This is a genomic window from Methanobacterium alcaliphilum, from assembly GCF_023227715.1.
Lineage (GTDB): Archaea > Methanobacteriota > Methanobacteria > Methanobacteriales > Methanobacteriaceae > Methanobacterium_E > Methanobacterium_E alcaliphilum.
In genome coordinates this window covers 66,425-90,084 of record NZ_JALKIF010000002.1, presented here as the reverse complement: position 1 = coordinate 90,084, position 23,660 = coordinate 66,425, and the positions used below count along the sequence as shown (strand labels likewise).

24 protein-coding genes and 1 pseudogene are annotated in these 23,660 nt (G+C 32.2%); 15 read left to right on the top strand and 10 right to left on the bottom strand.

The window, feature by feature from the left end:
- Positions 1 to 49: 49 nt before the first annotated feature.
- Positions 50 to 475: a class III signal peptide-containing protein gene (locus MXE27_RS01705; RefSeq protein ID WP_248610670.1), complete on the top strand. Its 426-nt coding sequence runs from the start codon at positions 50 to 52 to the stop codon at positions 473 to 475.
- Positions 476 to 495: 20 nt separating this feature from the next.
- Positions 496 to 1,410, top strand: coding sequence for a DUF2101 family protein (locus tag MXE27_RS01700; protein ID WP_248610669.1), 915 nt, complete (start codon positions 496 to 498; stop codon positions 1,408 to 1,410).
- Between the two features lie 139 nt (positions 1,411 to 1,549).
- On the opposite strand, the gene MXE27_RS01695 is transcribed toward MXE27_RS01700, so the two are convergent.
- Positions 1,550 to 1,933 carry a hypothetical protein gene (locus tag MXE27_RS01695; protein WP_248610668.1) on the bottom strand — a complete coding sequence of 128 codons (384 nt, stop codon included), beginning with the start codon at positions 1,931 to 1,933 and terminating at the stop codon, positions 1,550 to 1,552.
- 152 nt (positions 1,934 to 2,085) lie between these two features.
- Here MXE27_RS01695 and MXE27_RS01690 point away from each other — a divergent pair, with 152 nt between their 5' ends.
- Genes MXE27_RS01690 through MXE27_RS01660 form a run of 7 tightly spaced genes read left to right on the top strand, consistent with a single transcriptional unit; the run spans position 2,086 to position 8,601 of the window.
- Positions 2,086 to 3,003, top strand: a complete 918-nt coding sequence (locus tag MXE27_RS01690) for a hypothetical protein (protein WP_248610667.1) — start codon at positions 2,086 to 2,088, stop codon at positions 3,001 to 3,003.
- A gap of 4 nt (positions 3,004 to 3,007) precedes the next feature.
- Positions 3,008 to 5,107, top strand: coding sequence for a hypothetical protein (locus MXE27_RS01685; protein WP_248610666.1), 2,100 nt, complete (start codon positions 3,008 to 3,010; stop codon positions 5,105 to 5,107).
- Positions 5,108 to 5,116: 9 nt separating this feature from the next.
- A complete protein-coding gene (locus MXE27_RS01680; protein WP_248610665.1) occupies positions 5,117 to 6,172 on the top strand; it encodes a hypothetical protein in 1,056 nt (351 codons plus the stop codon).
- Between the two features lie 12 nt (positions 6,173 to 6,184).
- The gene (locus MXE27_RS01675; RefSeq protein ID WP_248610664.1) at positions 6,185 to 6,586 is read left to right on the top strand and encodes a hypothetical protein; all 402 of its coding nucleotides are present in this window, start codon (positions 6,185 to 6,187) and stop codon (positions 6,584 to 6,586) included.
- A gap of 50 nt (positions 6,587 to 6,636) precedes the next feature.
- Complete coding sequence (locus tag MXE27_RS01670) at positions 6,637 to 7,098, top strand: hypothetical protein (RefSeq protein WP_248610663.1); 462 nt, start codon at positions 6,637 to 6,639, stop codon at positions 7,096 to 7,098.
- 14 nt (positions 7,099 to 7,112) lie between these two features.
- Positions 7,113 to 7,913, top strand: coding sequence for a hypothetical protein (locus tag MXE27_RS01665; RefSeq protein ID WP_248610662.1), 801 nt, complete (start codon positions 7,113 to 7,115; stop codon positions 7,911 to 7,913).
- Positions 7,914 to 7,920: 7 nt separating this feature from the next.
- The gene (locus MXE27_RS01660; RefSeq protein WP_248610661.1) at positions 7,921 to 8,601 is read left to right on the top strand and encodes a diphthine--ammonia ligase; all 681 of its coding nucleotides are present in this window, start codon (positions 7,921 to 7,923) and stop codon (positions 8,599 to 8,601) included.
- 59 nt (positions 8,602 to 8,660) lie between these two features.
- Here the strand turns inward: MXE27_RS01660 and MXE27_RS01655 are convergent, their stop codons facing one another.
- The 3 genes from MXE27_RS01655 to MXE27_RS01645 are packed head-to-tail and all read right to left on the bottom strand — an operon-like array spanning position 8,661 to position 11,199.
- Positions 8,661 to 9,101 (bottom strand): Hsp20/alpha crystallin family protein, encoded by a 441-nt coding sequence (locus MXE27_RS01655; protein WP_248610660.1) that lies wholly within the window; start codon positions 9,099 to 9,101, stop codon positions 8,661 to 8,663.
- Between the two features lie 21 nt (positions 9,102 to 9,122).
- Positions 9,123 to 9,476 (bottom strand): DUF5518 domain-containing protein, encoded by a 354-nt coding sequence (locus MXE27_RS01650; protein WP_248610659.1) that lies wholly within the window; start codon positions 9,474 to 9,476, stop codon positions 9,123 to 9,125.
- 40 nt (positions 9,477 to 9,516) lie between these two features.
- Positions 9,517 to 11,199: an ABC1 kinase family protein gene (locus MXE27_RS01645; protein ID WP_248610658.1), complete on the bottom strand. Its 1,683-nt coding sequence runs from the start codon at positions 11,197 to 11,199 to the stop codon at positions 9,517 to 9,519.
- A gap of 120 nt (positions 11,200 to 11,319) precedes the next feature.
- On the opposite strand from MXE27_RS01645, the pseudogene MXE27_RS12015 reads away from it, so the two are divergent.
- From MXE27_RS12015 to MXE27_RS01620, 4 genes and pseudogenes are all read left to right on the top strand, one after another.
- A pseudogene (locus tag MXE27_RS12015) lies at positions 11,320 to 12,068 on the top strand (carotenoid biosynthesis protein).
- 172 nt (positions 12,069 to 12,240) lie between these two features.
- Entirely contained in the window at positions 12,241 to 13,713 is a 1,473-nt protein-coding gene (locus MXE27_RS01630) for a phytoene desaturase family protein (RefSeq protein WP_248610656.1), read from the top strand.
- Positions 13,714 to 13,775: 62 nt separating this feature from the next.
- Entirely contained in the window at positions 13,776 to 14,615 is an 840-nt protein-coding gene (locus tag MXE27_RS01625) for a phytoene/squalene synthase family protein (protein ID WP_248610655.1), read from the top strand.
- Complete coding sequence (locus MXE27_RS01620) at positions 14,616 to 15,494, top strand: prenyltransferase (protein ID WP_248610654.1); 879 nt, start codon at positions 14,616 to 14,618, stop codon at positions 15,492 to 15,494.
- A 107-nt stretch (positions 15,495 to 15,601) separates the two neighbouring features.
- Here the strand turns inward: MXE27_RS01620 and MXE27_RS01615 are convergent, their stop codons facing one another.
- The 3 genes from MXE27_RS01615 to MXE27_RS01605 form a co-directional block, all read right to left on the bottom strand.
- Complete coding sequence (locus MXE27_RS01615) at positions 15,602 to 15,994, bottom strand: RNA-binding domain-containing protein (protein WP_248610653.1); 393 nt, start codon at positions 15,992 to 15,994, stop codon at positions 15,602 to 15,604.
- A gap of 14 nt (positions 15,995 to 16,008) precedes the next feature.
- A complete protein-coding gene (locus MXE27_RS01610) occupies positions 16,009 to 16,572 on the bottom strand; it encodes an AAA family ATPase (protein WP_248610652.1) in 564 nt (187 codons plus the stop codon).
- A 205-nt stretch (positions 16,573 to 16,777) separates the two neighbouring features.
- Positions 16,778 to 17,512 (bottom strand): 4-phosphopantoate--beta-alanine ligase, encoded by a 735-nt coding sequence (locus tag MXE27_RS01605; protein ID WP_248610651.1) that lies wholly within the window; start codon positions 17,510 to 17,512, stop codon positions 16,778 to 16,780.
- 221 nt (positions 17,513 to 17,733) lie between these two features.
- Between MXE27_RS01605 and MXE27_RS01600 the strand changes: the two genes are divergently transcribed.
- A complete protein-coding gene (locus MXE27_RS01600) occupies positions 17,734 to 17,961 on the top strand; it encodes a hypothetical protein (RefSeq protein ID WP_248610650.1) in 228 nt (75 codons plus the stop codon).
- 90 nt (positions 17,962 to 18,051) lie between these two features.
- Positions 18,052 to 19,080: a M42 family metallopeptidase gene (locus MXE27_RS01595; RefSeq protein WP_248610649.1), complete on the top strand. Its 1,029-nt coding sequence runs from the start codon at positions 18,052 to 18,054 to the stop codon at positions 19,078 to 19,080.
- A 108-nt stretch (positions 19,081 to 19,188) separates the two neighbouring features.
- Here the strand turns inward: MXE27_RS01595 and MXE27_RS01590 are convergent, their stop codons facing one another.
- From MXE27_RS01590 to uvrC, 3 genes are all read right to left on the bottom strand, one after another.
- On the bottom strand, positions 19,189 to 19,917 hold the full coding sequence (locus MXE27_RS01590) for an ATPase domain-containing protein (RefSeq protein WP_248610648.1): 729 nt from the start codon (positions 19,915 to 19,917) through the stop codon (positions 19,189 to 19,191).
- A gap of 49 nt (positions 19,918 to 19,966) precedes the next feature.
- Positions 19,967 to 21,238 carry a methanogen output domain 1-containing protein gene (locus tag MXE27_RS01585; RefSeq protein ID WP_248610647.1) on the bottom strand — a complete coding sequence of 424 codons (1,272 nt, stop codon included), beginning with the start codon at positions 21,236 to 21,238 and terminating at the stop codon, positions 19,967 to 19,969.
- Between the two features lie 314 nt (positions 21,239 to 21,552).
- Complete coding sequence (uvrC, locus tag MXE27_RS01580) at positions 21,553 to 23,310, bottom strand: excinuclease ABC subunit UvrC (RefSeq protein WP_248610646.1); 1,758 nt, start codon at positions 23,308 to 23,310, stop codon at positions 21,553 to 21,555.
- Positions 23,311 to 23,660 lie beyond the last annotated feature (350 nt).

The following is a 23,660-nucleotide window of genomic DNA, read 5'->3' as shown; positions in this document are numbered from 1 at the left end:
AGTTTATTAAAAACTTAATTGTTATATATGATAGGGAGACATAGTTAGTATGATGAAAGGGTTAGATTCAAGAGGGCAAGTTTCTGTTGAATATTTGTTACTTGTACTGGTTATAATATTGATGTTCACTGCTATTACTATACCTCTGGTTAGTAACTCGCTTCAAGCCAGTAACGATGTTTCAACAGCATCAGATGCAAAAAATGCGGTTGAAAATATTGCAAAAGCAGTAGACATGGTATATGCTAATGGTCCTGGAGCAAAAAGGACAATATCTGTTTATTTCCCTCAGACAACTACTCTTCGAGCTTCCAATTATACTATTGGACTCAATACTACGCTATCTAATGGCACTAAATTTGTAAATGCTACCACACAATATATTGTAAATAAAAATGTTTCCATTACTGAAGGATGGCGCACGGTGATTGTTTACTGGCCAGTTGGATCTTCTATTACTTATAATGTAACATAACTATTTTTTCGAGGTATTCTATGAGTTTTTTTTCCAGATTTGGTGATATAATAATATCAATTTTTTCATTTACAGGAACCATAGTTATTGAAATTATAAAACTTCCCAGCCGAATTAAGAATTTGGATCTAAAGAGGACCGGCCCTGAAAAAGTAAAGGAAACTGTTAATCAAATTAAAAATGAAGAAATTGTTGATAAAATTTCTAATATGACTAAAAGAGATGAAAAATACTCACCTTCTGAAGAATTAAAGAATGAACTTAAAAATGAAGAAATGGTTAAAGTTCCAAAATCTTTAGAGGAGTCAGACGGCACTATAATGATTAAAGGTTTGAAGTTTTCTTCAAAAGAAAAGGAAAATACTATTCTACGCTTGCAGATTATGGCAGGATCATTTTTAATAGTTTCTGTACTTTTTGTTTTTAACTTTATTTCATTCATTATTTTTGCAATTGTCGGATTAGCTTTGGTCGCCTTAACGGTTTATACTCTTTACAATAAAATCAAATTAATGTACCCGGATGACTTTAATGCGTATAGGGATTTCTTTTTGATGTATATAGCAGTGGGTTTTATTTTGGTAATTGTAGCAGGAAACTCTGCCATAACCATGGCTTTTCCATTCCAGTTTTTCCCTTCATTTTCAGTACTCATATTCGCACTTTTAGCTGTTTTAGCAGTATTTCTCATATTCCGAATTAGATATCACCGGGATTTTACCTATGGTGAAATAATTGAAGTCGGAAGCAATACTTCACATGTAAAGGTTGAATATGATATCCAATCTAATGTAAAACCAGACCTATATTTAGTGGAAAACAATGGAATTGATCTAAAAGAAGGAGAACAGGTTAAATTAGAAGTTAGAGGAAGTACATTTAATATGAATGGAAACAAACCAGTTAAAATCATTGAAAAAGTTCATGATTTCTAATTTTAATTTTTTTTAATATCTTCTGTTTTTTTAAAATTAACTAATTATTATTTTATATAAATGAATAGCTAGTTAAGGTTTATTTTTTCAAGATTAAAGATTAATAAACTCTCCATAAATAAAAAAAGAATTTAGGGATTTATCCAATTATAAAATTGTAAACAAAATTGTTCCCTTTAACTGAACTATTGTTTATTTGAGTAAATCCTTGTTCTACAACTGTATTAACTGTTTTATTCATAATAACTGCTTTGTAATTCTCGGGTATAGTTCCAGAAAATAGAATTCGTACTGTTTTATCAGTATCACCGGTAACTTGTAAACTGGTTACCCTTATGGGCTGTACACTAATATCTACAATATCAATATTAGCAATTGCAGCAGAAGCTCCTTCTCTTGCCGCAGCCATAACGGAATTCTGTTCAACCTGTGGACCAATATATGAGACTACTAATAAGACAATTACAATTATGAAACCAACTATTAAAATAAATTCAGCAGTAAGCTGTCCCCTTTTGTCCATAATATCTACGCCTTTTTATCAATGAATATATTAAAAAATATTGTTTCAATTTTATTAAACTATTTTATATATATTAATAAGAAAGAAAAGTTATATAAATGTTATTAAATAGACTATATGTTGTATAAAATTATTAATATTTACATGGGGGCATGTATCTGAGGCAACTAAAAGATGATTCACGGGGTTTCGCGTTTTCTTTAGATTTACTCTTAGCACTAATACCGATTACTATAATACTGGGGATGGCAGCAGCTAATATGGATAGTATGTACTATCTAACTCAAGAAACAACATTTCAAACTTCATTGGATCGAGTTGGAGCAGATACAGTTAAATCATTGCTGGAAACATCAGGTCAACCTTACGACTGGCAAACATTAGGTAATCCTTATTCACCTGGTTTAGCTACTTACGATTCACGAGCTAAAGCTCCAATACCGAATTATATTGATCCTGCTAAATTAGGGGCGTTGAATACGACGCTTATGCAGGAAATGGTGGGAAGCCCATATGGATATTACATCAATATTACAACTGTAAATAATAATTCTCAATACTATTCTTTAGGGACGTATAATGGGTCTGCTTCTAATATTGTAAGAATTGAGCGATTGGTACGTCTTTCGAAATTTACTATTGTTTCTCAAGGTGTGGGGATAAGATATAATAAACAGCCCAGGGATTACTCTAATCCACCAAACCCCTTCCAGACTAATATTGCGTATAATAATGCTTATGATTATTATGTTTTAGTTTATAATAAGGATATTACTTCCGCTTCTGTTGAAATCAACAATATAGCGGTTGTCCGACAGAATGATTTCCAGGGCGGTACTACATTCATTAGAAAAAAAATCGATCCTGCTGTTTATGGTTCCACTATCTTAAAGAATGCAACTCAGTTACAGGATAACAGTGTGGTGCTTAAACAGGTGGCCAGTAAACCTGGAAGTAATTTGGATGTTTACATTATTAGAGTACCGAAAGGTACGCCTGAAAATCTAATTGATTTAGAAGGTACCAAACCTATTGCAGGCAGGTTTGTTTTCTATATATGGATACGGTGATTTTATGGATGATAGAGGTTTAATCTTCACAACCGATGCTACTTTAGCTCTTGTAATTTTTATTGTGTTTGCTTCAGCAATGGTAACTTATTATGCTATGCCTAATTATGCGGGTCAAGATCAGCAGTCTTTAGAAAGGATTGCGGGGGATGCTTTAAGGATTATGGAGTATGATGGTACTATTTATACTGCTGCAAGTTTATATCAATCTGGAAATGAAACTGGTGCAAATGATATTTTAACTGAAAGATTAGATCAGTTAATTCCTAACAACACTGCCTATAAAATGACAGTAGATGATTTTGCTTCTGCTGAAAATGATAGAGGCGTGCTTGTATCTAAAAATATTGCCACACGTGTACAGGTTTTATCTGCTCCTCAAGAAGGTTGGATGGGGCGTGCATGGTACAAATTGGAAAAAGCTGAATTTGAAGATCAACAAAACAATGTTACTACCACGGTATGGAACTTTCACAACTGGTTGACTAATTTTAATCCATGGAGTGGTAGTGGTGGTTTATACTCATATCCATTTTGGGGAAGAGGTTCTACTGCTCAAAACATTGCATTTTCTATACCCAGTGATGCTGTTATCAGCAACGCATTTTTCTTAATAGGTTCCAGTTCTGCAAATAATGGAGCATCTTATGGTGCTGATACTTATATAAATGGTAATCGTATTCGAGGTAACCCAAACCAGTTTATATTTTTAAATTCTCGGCCTGGAACCACTACTCGGATGTATAACTTCCAGGGCAATATTTCTGCCTCGAACTTGAGTGCAGGTGTGAACAATTTTTACGTGAACTTTATTAACACAACTTATGCCAAAAGAAATGATTATAATATGGCCTGGTTTGCAATTATTGCCAATTATACTACTAACTTTAAAGTTCCAAAAGGTGTAATCAATGAAAAATATAGTTTCCCTGATGCTGCAGGATTAGCAGTGCCTACTGCTCAAGAATTGGGTGGAGGCTCAGCATTTGGCCGTATCTATGATTTAGATACTGGAACTGTTACATCACTTAATACTCGCCGGGTAATGAGTTGGGCGACATTTAGAGATTCAAACAGAAATCTACTGGATAATTATGACGATGGCATACCTTTCGTTATAGATGATTTAGTAACCAATGAAGATGGGTGTGCAGTTAGTGTTATTCGAGAATTTGATTTACCTAATGAAACCATTTCCATACTTGATGGTGCTGTTTATGTTAATGCATATGGTGGTGTAGACAATGCAATGGTCGAAGTATGGAATGGTAATCAATGGGAAGCAGTGTTCTGCTCATTTGATTTCAAATCCACCCCTACATCATCAATCACTGATTACACTGCTGGTGATGGTTATGGTAATCTTCCAGGCATTATATATATAGGAGATAAGTTACGGGCGGGTCACAACAAGGTTAGGATTACTATATGGGACAGAGTACCCAGCACTGATTACGATTTAGTGGGATTGGCTGATTGTTATGTAACGGCTTCATATACTAAATTACCTATAAAATGGAATAACTTCCCATTCTACAGTTATCAAGCATCAAGTAACAGTTACACTCAAACAAGATCTTTCACCACGGAATCTGGTGCAAAAGAAGTATACTTATTTGCAGGTGCAGGTACAGATACTAAAAATTATCGGGTCCAAATAAATAAAGGTGGTACTTGGTATAATTTATATGATAGTGCTATTGTCCCCTATGCATTGAATTTAGCTTCATTAGATGCTGCTGGAACTAAAGCTTTCACCACCGGAAATGCAGGTAATTATACAATTACTCCTGGAACATATACAGTAAGGGTTACTGTAACTGGGCCTTCTAATTACTGGGAATCAGGAGATACTGCAGGTAATGCAGAAATTTACTCTGGAAATAGAGTAGCTGTATTATATCCTGAATTTTTATCAAATATATGGACGGCGTCTTATGCTCCAGAAGCTGAAACTGCGCGCTTAAGAGCAATTGCAAAACTCAATCAAACTTTACAGGAAGCAGGGTATGATGTGGATCCATCATTATTTAGAAGCGAAGCATTGTTTACTGGGGATTTACCAAACAATATTCCAGTTAGATTGGATTTATGGAGAGGCTGAGGGATTTTTATGGATGAAAAAGGATATGCTTTTAGCCCATTAACATTTCTGATATTGATACCTGTTTTAATAGTAGCTATAAATTATGGCTCAATTGTTAATGAGGCTAATATGGTAGCAACTATTGCAACAGGTGGAGACGTTACTTATTCCACAGCAAATAATATATTTAATGCTATTGAAAAAGCAGCAGGTGATGCAGGTAGAAACTCTGCATATAATGCAACAAGGAATGTCATAGATAATCAGACATTTTTGAGTAACAGTAGGGATCATGTTAAACAGAGGGTATTAGAGTCTATTAATCAGCATGTTATTGAGAATTGTAAACAATTAGAGAATGAAACTGGACGTCAAATATCTATTAACAATATTGCTATTAATAATTATACAAATGCTACTTTCTTCTCAAATGATGTGAATATTACTCAAACAGACCCATTTGGGTTTTATGTTACAATAAAGGGAGGAATACCTGTGAGTGTTTATGAATCTAAAAATCGTCAGTATATTCAAACTTTCACTCCAGAAATATCAACATATGTGTCTATTGAAGGAATGGAAGATCCATATGTATGGTTAAATTCCAAAGAAAGATCAAGTAATGTATTCTATAATTACCCTTATGCTTCTACTAACAGTACAGGTATTGATTATCAATTTGACGAAATTGTGGATAAAGACTTAATCCGGTTAAATTATTTATGGGAGTGCATGTATGGTACCGATAACCCCAGTAAAATTTATCCTAGATCTTACTATGTACCAAATAAATACGGTTTATCTTTCTTCGATCGCCTGGAAAACAAAACCAATAGTTCTTCTACCAGCCCCGCTAATACCCGGATGAGTAGTTTTGTTTTAGGAAATGTTTTATCAGAAGATCATGGTAGGGCAGATATATCTTTTGTCGATTATGAATACTTTAATTCAGTTAGAGGTTATCCCATTAGTATTAGGGTTCAGGGAAATATTTATCAACCAATTGCCGATCCAACAGGCACAACATTTTATATCTCAACGGCTTCAAGGAATAATTTCGATTTGCAGAGTCAGTATACTTAAAGATGTGAAAATATGGATAGTAAAGGAATAGCAAGTGTGGATCTATTATTAGCAACTTTAGTAGCTTTCGTGATTTTCGGGAGTTTCATAAGTCTAATCAGCACAGAAACTAGTAATGTTGAAACATCAGAACTTGCCAGAACACGCATTGTAGGTGAAAAAATCGCTTCGGCTATAAATACTGCTTATATGGGGGGTAATGGCTATAAAGTAAATATAACCATTCCTGGTGACTTTAATTACTCAGCAATTGTTCGAAGTAATGGTACACTTGCTATGGGATATAAAGGGCAAAGTTTTGATATACTATTAATTCCACGTACTAATATAAGTTATACAAACATGACACCTGGAAAAGGTTACACAATACGAAACACTAATGGATATATTTATTTTGCAGTTTATAATCCATAAATCTATATTTATTAGTTTATTATTTCAAATACTATCTCGGAGGATCTACTTTGGACATCAAGGACTTAACATGGGAACAAAAAGCACTCATTGGCATAGGAGCTCTAACGGTTATAATACTATTAATTGCTTTTAATCCTTTCAAATCAACTGATTCTTCTGTTGAAAATAGGATAGATAACAGCCCTTTATCTTTTCAATCAACACCTCAAGCATCACCATTTAATAACAATACGAATAATACTGGTACAGAGAATACAACCAATAATACTAATCTAAATATTACTTCAGATAAGGCCAAAGAAATAGCAAGAGAAGAAGGTTATACGATTGGACAGCCAACTAAAGGATCAATTGTTATCAACAATGAAACAATTTCTGTCTGGATTGTTCCATTATCTAAGGACTTTAAAGTTGCAAAAGAGGTCTATGTTGATATAGCAACAGGTAGTATTGTGGCCACCAGAGAAACATCAGAAAATCAAGCAAGTTCAAATAGTACTCAATTATAATTAATAGTGATAACATGGACACCTTAGTAGCAATAATAATGATTATTTTATTTGTGGTTTTACTGGTTTTTGTATTTTCCACTGCACTTTTAACACCTATCATTGGCAAGAAAAACTTATTATTCGTGATTTTCATGGGTTTCATGGTAGGAGTAGTGGGGGGAGCCTTCTTTATTTCCCCTTTATATGACGATTTGCCGGAAATGGCCAGATCATATTATCAGATATCAAGTAATGCCAATGAAACCATTGGGGTTGATGTATCTACTAATATCGACGTTAATAATTTTGTAAAGCAAGTTGAATCAATGGACGGTGTTTTAGAAGTTTACAGCAGTGGAATAATTATCCGGACAGATCCATTCTCTGATAGACGTAAGACATTAATAGAAGATAGAATTCCTATTGTTGATGCAAACATAACCTCTTATGAAGTCTATACTAATGGTACTATCGTTTTAAATACAAAAAGAGGATACAACCCCATAACTGCTATTAATACATTATCAGATTGGCTAATGCTTACTGGTGAAATAAATACCAAATACAGTAATGTGCATGTTTCTATTGTTGCTCAAGCATCTCAGGTAGATAATATTATAAAAACGATATCTAAAGAAGAAGTTGTTGTGACTGGTGTGCAGGGACCTGTTGAAGAAAAAATCGCTGATTTAAAAACATTTTTACCATCTAAAACAAGCATAATTTTGTTTTGCGGTTTAATTGGATTGTTAACGGGTCTAGCCGGTGTATTTATAGACACTATAATCACATTTATATCTGATTTAAGAAATAGGATATTTAAAAAGGAATGATTATTAAATGAAAGTAGCAGTTCTTTATTCTGGTGGAAAAGATAGTACTATGGCTGTTTACAGGGCAATTCAAGAAGGAAACCAGGTGGTTTATCTTTTCTCTATGATATCTGAAAATCCTCATTCCTACATGTACCACGTACCTAATATCCATATAAGCGAACTTTCATCCCAGGCATTGAATATTCCTTTAATTAAAGGATCTACTCAAGGAGAGGAAGAAAAAGAGTTAGATGATCTTAAATTAGCACTACAACAATTAAAAAATCTGGGTGTTGAAGCAATTTACTCTGGAGCACTATTCTCCGTATACCAAAAATCAAGAATCGATAAACTCTGCAAAGACTTAGGTCTGGAATCTGTCGCTCCTTTATGGCACAGTGACCCAGAAGAATACATGAGGGAACTTTTAGATCTGGGATTTGAATTTATATTAACTGGTGTTGCAGCTGAAGGTCTGGATGAATCATGGTTAGGTCGAAAAATTGATGAAAATGCTTTAAATGAACTTATTGAACTAAACCAAAAGCATGGAATTAATGTGGCATTTGAAGGTGGAGAAGCTGAAACATTAGTTCTGGACTGTCCAATATTCCAAAAAAAAATTAAAATCATAGAATCTGAAACTGAATGGTTCTATGATAATGGTGTTCTATCCATTAAAGAGGCTGTTTTGGAAGATAAATAATGCATATCACACTCTAAAAGCTTAAGACATTATTCCCCATATCCAGTTTGGAGAATAATTCATTCAATTTTAACTTCTTTAAATTTGGATTTTTCTAATTTAACCACTTCTATTTTTAAAATTCCATTTTTTAATCGGGCTTTAGATTTTTCAGGAATTACTTTCTCAGGAAGTGAAATTTTTCTTCTAAAATGAGCTGTTTTTTTATCAGATAAACTAATCACCCTACCTTTAAGAATATGTTCGGTTTCAATTTCAGCTTCTAAATATAGTTCTGATTCAGATAAATCAACTTTTATATCTTCTTTTTTAACCCCTGGAATTACAATTTTAATTATTAAAGAATCTGGAGTTTCATTTATCATCTTTCCCGGCAGTAAATCATGATTAAAAATAGATTCTTCAATGCCGCATCTTAATTCATTTATTTTATTCGCACTTTCATTAAATGCTTCCTTTAAATGACATTTCATTTCTGATGCATGTTGTTTATGTTTCATTTTATCACCTAATCCTTTTTTTCAGGAGTTTATTTTTGATCCAATAATTCCTCCGCTTGTTCCAATTATTAAATCCACCACCCATCCTATGATTATTCCAAATAATCCAAATTCCATTATCCTTAACCCGGGCCCTACTTCAAAAAGAATACCCATAATAATCATTGAAATAAAGGCAAGAATTCCTGCAGCTAACCCTACAATTGCTCCATGAAACGCCCCATTTATAATATCTTCATTTACCTGATAACCAACAAATACGGTGGCTAATATAAATCCTAAAAAGGATCCCAATGCTCCCAGGAGATATCCTAAACTCATGCTGAGTACAAAAGCAATTATAGTTCCCCAAATTACTTCTACATAATAAAACATTTTTAGACCTTTATAAGTAAATATATACTATTTATTAAATTTAGATACGGCCAAACCTGATAATGAATATGGTGAGCACTATTGCGAAAATTGCCCCAATTAAAAAAATTATAAGTCCTACTGATGAAAAGCCTATAGTGGGCATGGGCATACCTTTATCTGTTTGTAATATCAATGAAGACCCAATAATAATTGAAGATATTAATAATGCCAGCGAAATACGATTGGTCATTGTTTCTAAACGATCTGAAAATGTGTCCAGACCTTTCAAATCAGTTTCCATTTTTAATTTACCTTCTTCAAGGCGAAAGATTAATCGGTTCATGGTTTGAGGTAGGTCTTTAAGTAAATGTTCAATTTCAAATAGATATTGGGTCTGATAATCTAAAAAACGCATTGGACTTAATTTTTTCTTTATAATCTTTTTAATAAGTGGTTGAGCTAAATATATTCCATTAAATGTAGGGTCTAATTTGCGACCTATATCCTCGGCCATGCTCAGTACTCTTCCCAATAGAATGAAATCTTTAGGAAGCTTAATCTTATGTTTAACCATTATTCCAGGCATACTGAATTCATTTATTAGACCACCAATATCATCAATTTCAGCCCCATAATATTTATCTAGAAGATTGAGAAGGTCAAAACGCAGTTCTTCCATATTAGTATCGTCATCAATTAAACGCATGTACATCATCTGGTTAATCATGCCTTTAATATCATAGTTTATAGTGAAAATAAATAATTCTGCAAGGTTGTCCATAAATTCAGAGTCTAAATGTCCAACCATTCCAAAATCAACAAAACACAGCACATTATTTTTCATCACAAAAATATTTCCTGCATGGGGGTCGGCATGGAAAAAACCATTTAAAAATATCATTTTAAAATAAGCTTCAGTACCAATCTCGGCAATTCTTCTGCGGTTAATGTCTATATCTGTTTCAATAATTTCACTAATTTTTGTGCCATGAATAAATTCCATGGTTAAAACCCTGTTGGTTGAATATTTCTTATAAATTTTAGGTGCATATATTTCAGGATCATCATCAAACATGGCTTTAAATTTTTCTAAATTCCGCGCTTCCTGTGAAAAATCCATTTCATTATCAATAACCCTCTCAAATTCGTCCACTATACTGGGTAAATTATAATATTTAATATTTTTAATTCTTTTATCCATCTGCCGTGCAAGATATCTCATTAAAGATATATCTTTCTGAATTTGTTCTTCTAGATCAGGTCTTTGAACCTTAACTGCAACTTCACTGCCATCAATAAGACGTGCCCTATGGACCTGAGCTATGGAAGCAGAGGCAATAGGTGTTTTTTTAAAACTTTTAAAAAATTCATCCATAGGCCCTTCCAGTTCTGCTTCCACCACTTTTTCAACTTCACTATATTCAAAGGGAGGTACTTCGTCTTGCAGCTTTGCCAGTTCATCTGCAATATCCTTCCCCACTAGATCTGGACGGGTGCTTAATACTTGACCTAATTTTATAAAAGTAGTTCCTAATTCTTCTAAAACGAGTCGCAATCTTTCAGGCGCAGTACTATCCAGATCTTCTTCAAAATCAGTTTCACGAGTGAATGATATTTTAAAACTTTTTTTAAAACCAGCTTGTGCCATAATATTACCAAACTGGTATTTAATAAGCACACTAATAATTTCTCTTAATCGTCCTAAATCTGGTTTTTGCTTGTTGAAAGGACCAAGCATCATACTATTAAATAACTTTTTTTGGATATATAATACTTATCATATATTTTTACAAACATAAAATAATAATGGGGATCAAATATAAACATAACCTGATTGATTATATGAATCAAATGATCTTAAATGAAAAATCACTCCAAATTCATTATTATAATATTATTTGCACTGATAATTTCTGCGTATTTTTTAGTAAACATTCCAGTTAGTGGTGAAAGTTCGCTGATATCAGGGTTCTTTATAATATTTCTAGCAATTCCCTGCTATTATGCTTTATTTGTTTGGTTGGGGTGGAAAAAATCAGTTTCTTTGATTATTATCCTCAGTATTTACGCATTTTTAATTGAAACATTTGCTATTTTAACAGGATTTCCCTATTCTAATTTTCACTATGGTGATATATTGGCTATAAACTATTTGGACTAACTCCATACACAGTTCCATTTGCTTATGTCCCTATATTCATAGGATGCTTTTATTTAGCTACTTTACAGTCAGTGAATAAGTTGAAAATCATTATTATTTCAACTTTTTTAGTTTTAATGGCAGATTTTATTTTAGATCCCGCTGCTGTTGCTTTAAAATTTTGGATTTTTGATTCTCCGGGTATTTTTTATGGTGTTCCTTTAATGAATTTGATGGGGTGGGTATTAACTGGATTTATAGCTTCTCTATTGGGTTTGTATTTAATTAATGAACATATATGGGATGAGGATAAACCAGAAATATTAGCTTCTAGTTTATTTTTGATTTTAATATTCTGGACTTCAGTCTGTATATTTTTAGGCCTACTAATTCCGTCAATAATTGGATTATCTTTTTTAATTTTTATTTTATACAAAAAACAGTTTAAAATTTTTAAATTTATATCATAGTCATTCATTCCTCAATAAAGAATATAACAATAAATTATATCTTTTTTTGATTTTGTTTATCATTAATAATAATCAAGTTTAAATCTAATAATTAATAATATATTTATTATTAATTTATCATTTGTTCGCTCTTAATTTCTGTAGATTAAAATCAGGAAATAAGGATGATATGATGAAAGCAATTGTGGTAGGATCTGGATTCGGGGGACTTTCAGCAGCGGCCCTTCTTGCAAAAGATGATTTTAAGGTCACAGTGCTGGAAAAAAATGAACAAATTGGTGGGCGTGCCAGTGTTTATGCCAAAAACGATTTTTATTTTGATATGGGACCATCATGGTATTTGATGCCAGATGTATTTGAGAAATTTTTTGCAGAATTTGATAAAAAACCTGAGGACTTTTTTCAACTAGATCGGTTAGATCCATCTTATCGAATTTTTTTCGGTGATGAGAAAGTGGTAGATGTCGCTTCTGATATTGAAAAGAATTATGAACTTTTTGAAAGTTTTGAAGAGGGTGGAGCTGAAAAATTAAAAAAATACCTGGCTGAATCCAAAGAGGTCTATGATTTTTCCATTGATGAAATGTTATATAGGGACTACACCTCTATTTTAGACTTCTTTAATGGTAAACTCCTACTGAAAGGATACAAACTTAAACTCTGGGAAAATCTGCAGCACTATGTTAATAATCAATTTGAAAGTGACGAGGCACGTAAAATTGTCCAGTATTCCATTGGATTTTTAGGTGGATCACCCCAAAACACACCTTCATTTTACCATATAATGTCACACATTGACCTTACCATGGGAGTATGGTATCCACAGGGAGGTATGAGAAAAGTAGCTCATTCAATTTATGATTTATGTAAATTATATGGGGTGGAATTTAAGTTCAATGAACCTGTGATTGATCTAGAAATTCAAGAAAACCATGTAAATCAAGTTATAACCACTAAAGATGTTTATGATGCAGATATTGTATTGTCTAATGCGGATTATGCCCACAGTGAGGTTGATCTTTTAGATAAACAACATCAGACTTATAATGAGGGCTATTGGGATAAAAAAATTTTAGCACCGTCGGCTATGGTGGCTTATCTGGGAATTGATAAAGAGATGGAACAATTTGCTCACCACAACCTCTTTTTGGATAAGGATTGGGAATCTGGTTTTGATACACTTTTCGATCCAAAAAAAGCAGCATGGCCTGAAAACCCATCTTATTATGTTAATGTGCCATCAAAAACAGATAAAACTGCAGCTCCTAATGGTTCGGAGACATTGTTTATTTTAATACCGTTGGCTCCGGGAATTGAAGATACTCCAGAGATACGTGAAAAATTTTATAACATGATAATGGATGATCTTGAATCTAAAATTGGGGAAAATATAAGAAATAATATTGTAGTAAAACATATATTTGCATTAACTGATTTTAAAGACAGATATAATGCATATAAAGGTACAGCTCTTGGCCTTTCCCATACTTTAAGACAAACTGCATTATTTAGACCTTCGCATATAAGCAAAAAAGTCGACAATCTATATTATTCTGGACATTATACTCATCCAGGTATAGGTGTCCCTATGGTTTTAATTTCATCTCAGATTGTTGCACAAGAAATAAAAGACAGGTATGGATGAGATTCAGTTTCACATTCTCAAATACTAAAAAATAGTTAAAAAAATTTTTTAAGTTGAGATAAATGAAAATAGATAAAAATATTTACACAATATTTAAAAAAGGGAGTAAAACTTATTTTTACAGCACGATATTCTTCCCTAAAGCAGTTAAAAAGGATGTTTTCACATTATATAGTTTTTTAAGAAAAGCTGATGATTATGTGGATGCTATCCCTCAAGATAAAGAAAGATTTTATGAATTCTGGGATAAATATAAGGATTCAAAATCTGGTTCTATTACAGGGGATATCATCATAGACTCATTTGTAGAACTAGAAAATCGTAAAGAGTTCCCTAATAGATGGGTTGAAGCGTTCTTAAGTTCTATGGAAATGGATATCTATAAATCGACTTATGATGATATGGATGAATTAATGACTTACCTCTTTGGCTCTTCAGAAGTAGTTGGCCTATTCATGGCAAAAATAATGAATCTTGAAGAAGAATCATTTTCTGCTGCACGGCACCTGGGAAGAGCTATGCAGTACATCAATTTTATCCGAGATATTTCTGAGGATATTGATTTAGGTAGGATTTATTTTCCTCAAAGTGACCTAGAAGAATTTCAACTAGAGAACCTAAATTATAATATAACCCGAAAAAAACCGGATAAATTCAATTCATTCATACATAAACAGCTTGAAGTTTATCACTCATGGCAGATTAAAGCGGAAAAAGGCTTCTCTTTCATACCATACCGATACTTGATTCCTATTAAAACAGCTTCTGATATGTATAAATGGACCGCCTCCCAGATTAAAAAAGATCCATTTGCAGTATACAAAACAAAAGTAAAGCCATCACCACCAAAGATTGTATTCAATGTGTTCACTAATTCATTAGGAATCCCTTTCAGGAATTAAATGAAAGAGATTGAAGGTAATCTCATGAAATCATTCTTATCTTTCATTTTCAAAATATCTCGTTTTCGTTTTTGGATTTACACCGGAGGAACTTATGTTGTAGGTTATGCTCTGGGGTTTTCTCTATTTCAAGATTTTCTACGCCCAGATTACTATTTATATCTTTTCTATTTTTTCATACCGGCCAATATATTTATTTATGGGGTTAATGATTATTGGGATGAAGAAACTGATAAATTGAATCCTAAAAAGGATAAAAAAGAGTATAGGGTACATAATACTGAACGTCAAAAGCTTTTAACTGTTATCTATTTGGTCACAGGTTTCAGCATAATTTTAATGCTTTTCCAGAATTTACCTGAGAAAATCGTTTTCTCGTTATTCTTGATTTTATCCTATTTTTACAGTGCAAAACCTTTAAGATTTAAAGAAAGACCATTCATGGATTTTTCATCAAATTATTTATATATTCTTCCGGGAATTTTTGCTTTTTATCTGGCTTCAAATACATTTCCTTCTTTTTTAGTACTTTTAGGGGCTTATTTCCATATATCTGCTATGCACATATTCTCAGCAATACCCGATATAGCATATGATGAAAAATCGGGAATAAACACTACTCCGGTATTTATTGGTGAAAAAACTTCTCTTTATCTCTGTTTTATTTTTTGGTTATCATTATCGCTAATCGTTATATTTTTATCAGATTTTTATCCTTTGAGTTTTTTAGTTTTCATTTATCCAGTGTTTCCACTAATTTTACTAATTAAAAAAAACATGAATATAACAAAGATTTACTGGTATCTTCCTTATGTAAATACTATACTGGGGGGTATATTATTCACGGCCCTGGTGATTTACAAATTATTCTTTAATTGAAATTATAACCTACAAAAAGAGATATGTTATCTCTTTACAATAAAAAAAGCAATAATTTAAATTAATTCAGGAGGGATTTGTTATAATAGTAACAAAATGGAGAAATATTATTCATTATCTAAATCTTCAACTGGAGCCAACCAATCCAAGAGTTGATCTGTATTTTTGCTGGTTATCTGGACATCTATATCTCCCAGTGGAGATTCTGTTCCAGAAACAAAATTAACAACTCCCACGTATGCTGTTTGTTTACTTAAAATAAATTCAATTTTATCGTCGGATAGGGATGATTCCATCACAGATCTTGCAGTGGCCCTTATTTTCTCATTTTCTAAAATTTCTTTAAAATTTTTAAGTAGACTGCAGTCTCCCTGTAATAAAACCATTTTTTCATCAATTTTTAATGACCCTCCATTGAATATATTCTGGACTGATTTTACAACTTTTTCTGAATCTTCAGTTGCATTAATTTTAGATGAAATATTGACTAAGCATTCCATAAGTATTCACCTGACTATATTGTTTCATCATTCACATTTTTGTTTTGGTGGCGAAGAATTCGTTTTACCTGGTTTTTGAAGCGCCACAGAGGGCCTTCGTTAACAATTAAGTAATCAGAAGTAGCAATCACTTCACCAATGCCAAAGCATAACTCTCTTTTATCCCGCTTTTGAAATTCAGAGAATTCTGAAAAATCATCTGATCGTTTTCTCCTCTTTAATCGTTTAAATCTGGTTTTTGGATTGGAAAATACTGAGATAATTATGAATTCATTAAAATTATTTCTAAAAATATCTAACTCATATGGACTTCTAATTCCCTCGATCATGAAGATTACATTACTATCTGCTTTTGACTGTTCTAATTTGATTTTTTCAACGCATTTTTCAGCAACTATGTAATCTCCAAACTCTTTTCTTAAAGTTACAGCGGTTTTACCCACATCTTCATTCCTTTTTTTAGCTTCATCCCGGATAACATCCCCCATTCTAATGATTCGCATACCCATTCTATGGGCAATCTGAGAGACCACGCCTTTTCCTGATCCGGGCATTCCTGAAACTCCAATCACTTTCATTTTTTCACTTCTAAGATCATTGTAATCATTGCATATTAATATTGTTGTTTATTTTAGATAATAGTCTAATTTATTAAATATGATTATTATTAAGTGTATTCTGAATGAATAATTCATATAATTCATTTCAAGGTAGATTAAATTTAAAAGAACGTTTAATAATTTATTTTTTTAGTTAATCTTTATTATAACTGAGTTTTTTATTTTATTTAGGTGTAATTATAGTTAAAGATTCATCAAGATTTTTTTTATTATCAAATTCTTTTATAATTTTCTTTAAAATACGCGGGTCTTCATTTTTAAGTTTCTTAGTCTCTTTTTTTATTAATGGAATGGCTCTTACAATGTTATCAACAATAGTTATGGATGATTTTTGTGCTGTCCTTGAGAGGGGATTTAAATCAATAGTTATAATCTTTTTCCCACTATTGACTAGTATTTCTGCACGATCGCCATCTTCTAACGGTACCAGAACTACATCTGCTGTGAATATGCCCTCTGGACTGGCAGTTGATCTGGGACTTTTTATATTATCCACGTGTTTTAAATCTTCATCTTCAGTACCCAATATCTCTTCTGCTCCGGATTTTTCTAAAACATTTTTTACTGCTTCAACTCTTTCTGGAGTTCTATAAAAAAGATTTATTTCTATTTTAGCAGGTATTGTTTTGGCTAAATTCACCATATTTCGGGATGCCAATGCTGCCGTATTTCCATTAACAGATAGAACAGGATTTTCAGCAACTAATAATGCTGCAGCAGCTGCTTTTATGGCTTTTTTTGCAGGGGCACTTGTTTTTTCCCCAATAAGATAATCAAATGCTTCTCCTCTCCCATGAGCAATCATTCCTGACTCTGCAAGGATGCCATTTTGGTGAGCAATGACAATTTTTTCTCTTAGTAATAGTGATTGATAACGAGGATGATCTTTTGGAATCATATAAAAAAATGGGTTGTAAAGATATAAATTTTTAATGTTCAATTTTAGATAGAGTATGCTGCTTTTCATCTTGAAATGGGGATGTGATAATGGTACTCTGATATTTTTATTTAAAGTAGAAATATTTAATTTTCATATAGTATAATAAATAATAGAATAAACATAGATAATTCCATGACATTTTATTAGTTTTTAATTAAATAATTGGTGAGAGGAGTTCCATGAAAGAAGATATTGATATTGATGCTGAGACTACTTCAAGAAGAGAAATGGAAGAAAAAAAGAAAAAAAGAAATGTTTACGGGATTTATATAGGATTGGCGTTTATTGTAATTGGATTTGTATGGTACGCTATAAACATGGGCCTTATACCATTACAGTATCTTGAATCCTGGCCTCAAATTTTAATTATTGTAGTAGGGATCCTTATTTTAATTAAATCTCTTTAATTAATTTTTTAAGAATATTATATTAATTTTCAGGTTAATATAAATTATTCATAACTTTATAAGTTTAAATATCAGTCTAAGGTGTAATAAATGATAAAATTGATGAAAAAACTTTCAGATGTTCCAGGTATATCTGGATTCGAAGAAGAAGTTCGGAAACTAATCACTGAAGAATTAAAAGACAATGTTGACACAATAGAGCAAGATAGGCTTGGAAATATCATCGCTTTTAAAAAAGGAGACCCTGAATATCCTAATGTCATGCTAGCTGCCCACATGGATGAAATTGGTTTGATGGTAAGGCATATTGATAAAAAAGGTTTCATGAAATTCTCAAAAATAGGGGCAATTAATGATCAAATGCTATTAAACCAGGTTGTATATGTCTATGGAAAAAAAGGCCCGATTCTGGGTGTCATTGGATCCAAACCACCTCACCGAATGAAAGCAGCTGAGAGGAAGAAAATAACTAGCTATGAAGACATGTTTATTGATATAGGTGCATCATCTCGTGAAGAAGCCAGTAAAATGGTCAGTGTTGGGGATTCAGTTATATTTAAAAATGAGTTTACAGAACTACCTAATTCGTTAATCACTGGTAAAGCACTGGATAATAGAATTGGTTGTTTGATCATGATAGAAACTTTAAAAAGAGCAAAATCAAAAGCTAATATTTATGGCGTAGGTACAGTGCAAGAGGAAGTCGGACTTAAGGGGGCTAAAACTTCTGCATTTAAGATTAATCCAGATATTGCACTTGCCCTTGATGTGACCATTGCCGGCGATCATCCTGGAATGAAAGAAGATGAAGCTCCAGCTAAAATAGGAAAAGGACCTGCAATTATCCTTACTGATGCAAGTGGTAGGGGAATTATAACTCATCCTAAAATTAAAGAATGGTTAATTTCAGCTTCAGAAGAAAACAAAATTCCAGTTCAATTAGAAGTTAGTGAGGGTGGAACTACCGATGCAACTGCCATACACCTTACCCGAGAAGGTATTCCTTCGGGAGTTGTCTCAGTCCCTACTCGATATATCCATACCACAGTAAGCATTGCCAGTATGGAAGATATTGAAGAAACCATTAATTTGTTGGTAAATGCATTGGAAAATCTTTAAAAAATTATTGTTTAAATATAAATCAAAGCTGATGCTAATTTAGTATATTTAAACACTAAAATTTCTTTTTTGGCATATTTTTTCAGTTAATAAAAAATATTATTGTTTTTAGAAATCTTCTTCTTCACTTTCCATTTGATCAACAGTTTCTATACCATTATCATTGATTTCATAGGCTACAAATTCAATAGGTGTTTTTGTACTTCTCATTTTTACAATATCCATTACTCTTTCACGCCTTCCAGTATATGGGTTTTCCCGTTTTAATAGTTTAATCGCACCATAAACAGAAAATAAAGCTAATTCATTGAATTCCCGTGAAGTAGCACTATCTAATATTATCATGGATGTAATGCCTTTTTGTTTTAGTTCATAAATTAAAAGATCAAAACGGTCTCTGAATTCATAGGGAGTCAATTTTGCAGTATGGCTGCCCATACTATCAATTATCACTACTTTAACATCTGGCGAAATTTCATGGATGAGTTTTTCAAAGTTTCCTTTTATAGCATCTACACCAATATTCATTTCTGCTTCAGTTACTTTGGCTCGCAGACCCGCAAGTTCGATGAATTTTAAAGTTCCTTTGTCAATTAGGGATTGTGTATCCCAATTAAATGATCTGCATTGCCTTTCTAAGTCTTCATCATCCTCTTCAGTGGTAATGTACGCTGTTTTATAGCCCTGTTTACAGCTACTAATTGCAAATTGCAATCCAAAAATAGTTTTTCCAGAACCTGCGTCTCCTGTTATTAAAACAGATCTTCCTTTTGGAAAACCACTCATTAAGTTATCTAATCCATTTATTCCAGTTTTTATCCTCTCTAACAAAGTCACGCCTCCTTTTTATTTTATTATGTGGGGAAATATTGTTGAAGGGTAAATGTTAATGAGGTAAATGGAATTCAAATTGAATGTTTTTAGATCCTTCGAGCAGGCTTGAAGTTTGAGTGACATTTCCTTTAAGTCCAGTCCAGGTGAAGCTTCTAATAATCATAGCTCTAAATATGAGAGAGAATATGGGATTTTTTCGAGCCTCATCGATCCATGGAAAAGTAATAAATTCCAGTTTATATTTAGAATGATTGGTTTTAACTTTCGTTTGAATACCGAGGTTGGAAAGTAATTCTTTTAACCAGGATAGATATGCATCAAATATTTCAGTTTTATTTTCCTCAGTATTTTCTTTAATCTGATTAAGTAAACCAATACGAGCCATTTCTTTGTAAAAATTAGGTCTAACATTCTGTTCAAAGCGATCAGCAAAATTTTTTATTATTGTATTTCTAAGTTGAGGGGGAATAGATGAAGCAAAAACGGGAACAGCACTCACTACAAATCCATATAATTCGACTCGTGCTTTTTCACGTACTAATTCTACTTTTTGTTTTTCTGCTTCTACTCTAGAAGTTATATCGTGGCCTATTAATTGAATAATTGAGCCTTTTTCTTCAGAAGTTAGTAATGTAGAATAAGTTTCAAAGTAAAAAGAATCCTTATTTTTATCTATAATATTCATCTCAAAACTATCTATTCTACCTTCACTGAGGATTATAGGAATTAATTCAAGGTATTTTTTCACAGTAACTTCATCAATAAATCCCCATTTAGATAGGGTTAATAAAGAATTTCCGATAACTTTTTTTCGGCGTATTCCTAAAAGAGTTTCAACGCGATGATTCATGAAATTAATTTTACCATCAGTGTCCAGTAAAAGAATAGGGTCTGGTGAAGATTCAAATAACGCCCGATATCTTTCTTCACTTTCTTTAAGTTTACTATCCATTTTGTGTTTATAAAGAGCAACTTCAACTGCACTGTGAAGTTCCCTGTCCTCAAATGGTTTTATAATATATCCAAATGGGCCTGTAAGTTTTGCTCTTCCCAATGTTTTTTCATCGGAATATGCAGTTAAATATACAACGGGAATATCAAATTTATCTCTTATTATTTGAGCTGCCTCAACACCATCCATTTTCCCTTTTAAGACGATATCCATTAATATTAAATCAGGCCTGGTTTTTTCAGTCTTTTCAATAGCTTCTTCTCCTGAGGAGGCTATTCCTAATACATTATATCCCAGCCCTTCTGCGCGATGCTTAATATCCATGGCCACAATACTTTCATCTTCTACAACCAGCAAACTTGTATCAGCCATTATATTCCCTCAGGATAACATTATCTCTAATAATATAATCTTGTTCGGTTTTATTTATAGGGATTATTTCCTTAAATAATATATAGTATAGGCATTTGTACCTTTTGAAATTATATTCTAAATCTATTTTATTTTTACAAATATTAATAGTTTTACTTATATAATATCTAAAAACTAGAAATCTAATCTTATTTAAGTTAAAAACTCATATTATCAAAATTAAGGTTATATTCAGTGTTGAATACTATTTATATTAATAAAAATAAACGATGTTTTTGTGTTTTGGCATTATTTTAGCTTTTTAAGTATTATTTTTAATGAAAGTGATTATATATTGATTGTGCCACGGTTTTAGTTATGCCTTTTACTTGAATTAATTCGTCTTTTGTAGCTTTTTTTATTGTATCTAGATCTCCAAAGTGTCTTAAAAGATTCATTTTCCTTTGGAGTCCCACACCCTTAATTTCATCAAGTTCAGAATGATCAATATTTTTTGACCTGACTTGGCGGTGATATGAAACTGCAAACCGGTGGGCTTCGTCCCTAATCCTTTGCAGGAGGAATAACGATTCAGAATTAGGGGGTAGAATTATAGGTTCTTCCATTTGAGGGATAAAAATATATTCAAATTCCTTAGCCAGCCCCATTACTGGAATTTTTTCCAGATTCAATTCTTTTAAAACTTCACAAGCCACATTCAACTGTCCTTTTCCACCGTCAACTAGGATAAGATCGGGGATTTCATCACTTTCATCAATTAATTTTTTATATCTTCGATTTAATAGTTCACGCATCATCCCGTAATCATCCGGTCCAGGAGTTTTCAAATTATAACGTCTATACTTCCCTTTCTTTGGTAAAGCTTCATGAAATGTGACCATTGAACCCACTGCTGATTTTCCAGAAATATTTGAAACATCAAAACCTTCAATTATATGGGGGATAGTAGGGAGCTTTAAATACTTTTTCAAATCAATTAAAGCATTTTTGATCTGTTTTTTCTGGTTCCGAATAATATCTGCGTTTTTTGTTACCATTCTCACCAGTCTAAATTTTACACCGTCGGTGGGAACTGTAATTTCTACACTAGAACCTTTTATATCAGATAACCATTCTTCTACCAGTTGCTGATCATGAATATTATCCTGTAAAAGGATTTCACCAGGCACATATCGTGGATTTGCATAGTACTGCTTAATGAAAGCAGACAATATTTCTTTAGGGGACGATTTTTCAAATCCTGCCATCAGGAAATCGTCTTTACCAACGATTTTTCCTTCTCGAACTGAAAAAACCACAATACAAGCGGTACTTTTATCAATAGAACCTGCAATAACATCCTGATCTAGGTTATCTGTAAAAGCAACATTTTGGTGTTCCATTATCTCTTTGATTGAATTTATCTGATCTCTAGTAACTGCTGCTCTTTCAAAATTATGCTCTGCTGCGGCTTCATTCATTTCACTTAGAAGGGTTTCCATAACTTCACCATATTTACCTTGGAAAAATAGATCGATATTCTCAATTAATTTCTGATATTCTGCTTTTGATATTTTATTATCGCAGGGCGCATGACAGAGATCTATTTGACTGTTTAAACATGGTCCTTCCATTCTTTTACAATTTCGAATTTTAAAAAGTGATTTAACAAATCTAACAGTTTTTCTAACGGATGTTGCATCAGTGAATGGTCCAAAATAATGAGCACTGTCATTTGAGATGTGTCTAGTAATTAATATTCTGGGAAAATCTTCATTTGTTATTTTAACGTACGGATATCTTTTATCATCTTTTAAACGAATATTATATCGGGGCCGGTGTTTTTTTATAAGATTAGCTTCTAAAATAAGGGCTTCTTTTTCAGTATCGGTTATTATGTATTCCAGGCTATTGAACTGCCCCATCATAACTGTAGTCTTGGGTGTGTCATGATATTCTTTAAAATAAGACTTTACTCTTTTTTTAAGAGAAATAGATTTACCTACATAAATAATATTGTCCTGTTTATCTTTCATTATATATACGCCGGGCTTATTTGGAAGATCATCAGGATTATTGACACGTGTGGACAACTTTTTACCTCTACTTATAATTTTATAGATTTAATGGTCAATTTAATTATAGTTGTATTGATTTTTATATTTTGATTTAGCTTAATTTAGATGATTTCTTTTCTTTTCTTTTGCTCTCTACCACAAAATGAATATTCTTTTCTTACATTACTTTATATTAAGTCTTAATAACTAAATAAAAGGGATATTTGTAATAATTTAATGGGATGTTGTAATAGTGTGGAAAGCTTTTTAAGGATTAAACTACAACCATATTTAATATAAATTTTATCATTGTTTTTCTTAAATTATATATTATTATTTAAGTTTTTCACTTATTGTTTCGTAAATCTAAAATAAATAAAATCAAC

Excerpts from the sequence above, each read along its gene's own strand:
- MXE27_RS01705 (WP_248610670.1), top strand. The coding sequence starts at position 50 with ATGATGAAAGGGTTAGATTCAAGAGGGCAAGTTTCTGTTGAATATTTG.
- MXE27_RS01700 (WP_248610669.1), top strand. The coding sequence starts at position 496 with ATGAGTTTTTTTTCCAGATTTGGTGATATAATAATATCAATTTTTTCA.
- MXE27_RS01695 (WP_248610668.1), bottom strand. The coding sequence starts at position 1,933 with ATGGACAAAAGGGGACAGCTTACTGCTGAATTTATTTTAATAGTTGGT.
- MXE27_RS01690 (WP_248610667.1), top strand. The coding sequence starts at position 2,086 with ATGTATCTGAGGCAACTAAAAGATGATTCACGGGGTTTCGCGTTTTCT.
- MXE27_RS01685 (WP_248610666.1), top strand. The coding sequence starts at position 3,008 with ATGGATGATAGAGGTTTAATCTTCACAACCGATGCTACTTTAGCTCTT.
- MXE27_RS01680 (WP_248610665.1), top strand. The coding sequence starts at position 5,117 with ATGGATGAAAAAGGATATGCTTTTAGCCCATTAACATTTCTGATATTG.
- MXE27_RS01675 (WP_248610664.1), top strand. The coding sequence starts at position 6,185 with ATGGATAGTAAAGGAATAGCAAGTGTGGATCTATTATTAGCAACTTTA.
- MXE27_RS01665 (WP_248610662.1), top strand. The coding sequence starts at position 7,113 with ATGGACACCTTAGTAGCAATAATAATGATTATTTTATTTGTGGTTTTA.
- MXE27_RS01660 (WP_248610661.1), top strand. The coding sequence starts at position 7,921 with ATGAAAGTAGCAGTTCTTTATTCTGGTGGAAAAGATAGTACTATGGCT.
- MXE27_RS01655 (WP_248610660.1), bottom strand. The coding sequence starts at position 9,101 with ATGAAACATAAACAACATGCATCAGAAATGAAATGTCATTTAAAGGAA.
- MXE27_RS01650 (WP_248610659.1), bottom strand. The coding sequence starts at position 9,476 with ATGTTTTATTATGTAGAAGTAATTTGGGGAACTATAATTGCTTTTGTA.
- MXE27_RS01645 (WP_248610658.1), bottom strand. The coding sequence starts at position 11,199 with ATGATGCTTGGTCCTTTCAACAAGCAAAAACCAGATTTAGGACGATTA.
- MXE27_RS01630 (WP_248610656.1), top strand. The coding sequence starts at position 12,241 with ATGAAAGCAATTGTGGTAGGATCTGGATTCGGGGGACTTTCAGCAGCG.
- MXE27_RS01625 (WP_248610655.1), top strand. The coding sequence starts at position 13,776 with ATGAAAATAGATAAAAATATTTACACAATATTTAAAAAAGGGAGTAAA.
- MXE27_RS01620 (WP_248610654.1), top strand. The coding sequence starts at position 14,616 with ATGAAAGAGATTGAAGGTAATCTCATGAAATCATTCTTATCTTTCATT.
- MXE27_RS01615 (WP_248610653.1), bottom strand. The coding sequence starts at position 15,994 with ATGGAATGCTTAGTCAATATTTCATCTAAAATTAATGCAACTGAAGAT.
- MXE27_RS01610 (WP_248610652.1), bottom strand. The coding sequence starts at position 16,572 with ATGAAAGTGATTGGAGTTTCAGGAATGCCCGGATCAGGAAAAGGCGTG.
- MXE27_RS01605 (WP_248610651.1), bottom strand. The coding sequence starts at position 17,512 with ATGATTCCAAAAGATCATCCTCGTTATCAATCACTATTACTAAGAGAA.
- MXE27_RS01600 (WP_248610650.1), top strand. The coding sequence starts at position 17,734 with ATGAAAGAAGATATTGATATTGATGCTGAGACTACTTCAAGAAGAGAA.
- MXE27_RS01595 (WP_248610649.1), top strand. The coding sequence starts at position 18,052 with ATGATAAAATTGATGAAAAAACTTTCAGATGTTCCAGGTATATCTGGA.
- MXE27_RS01585 (WP_248610647.1), bottom strand. The coding sequence starts at position 21,238 with ATGGCTGATACAAGTTTGCTGGTTGTAGAAGATGAAAGTATTGTGGCC.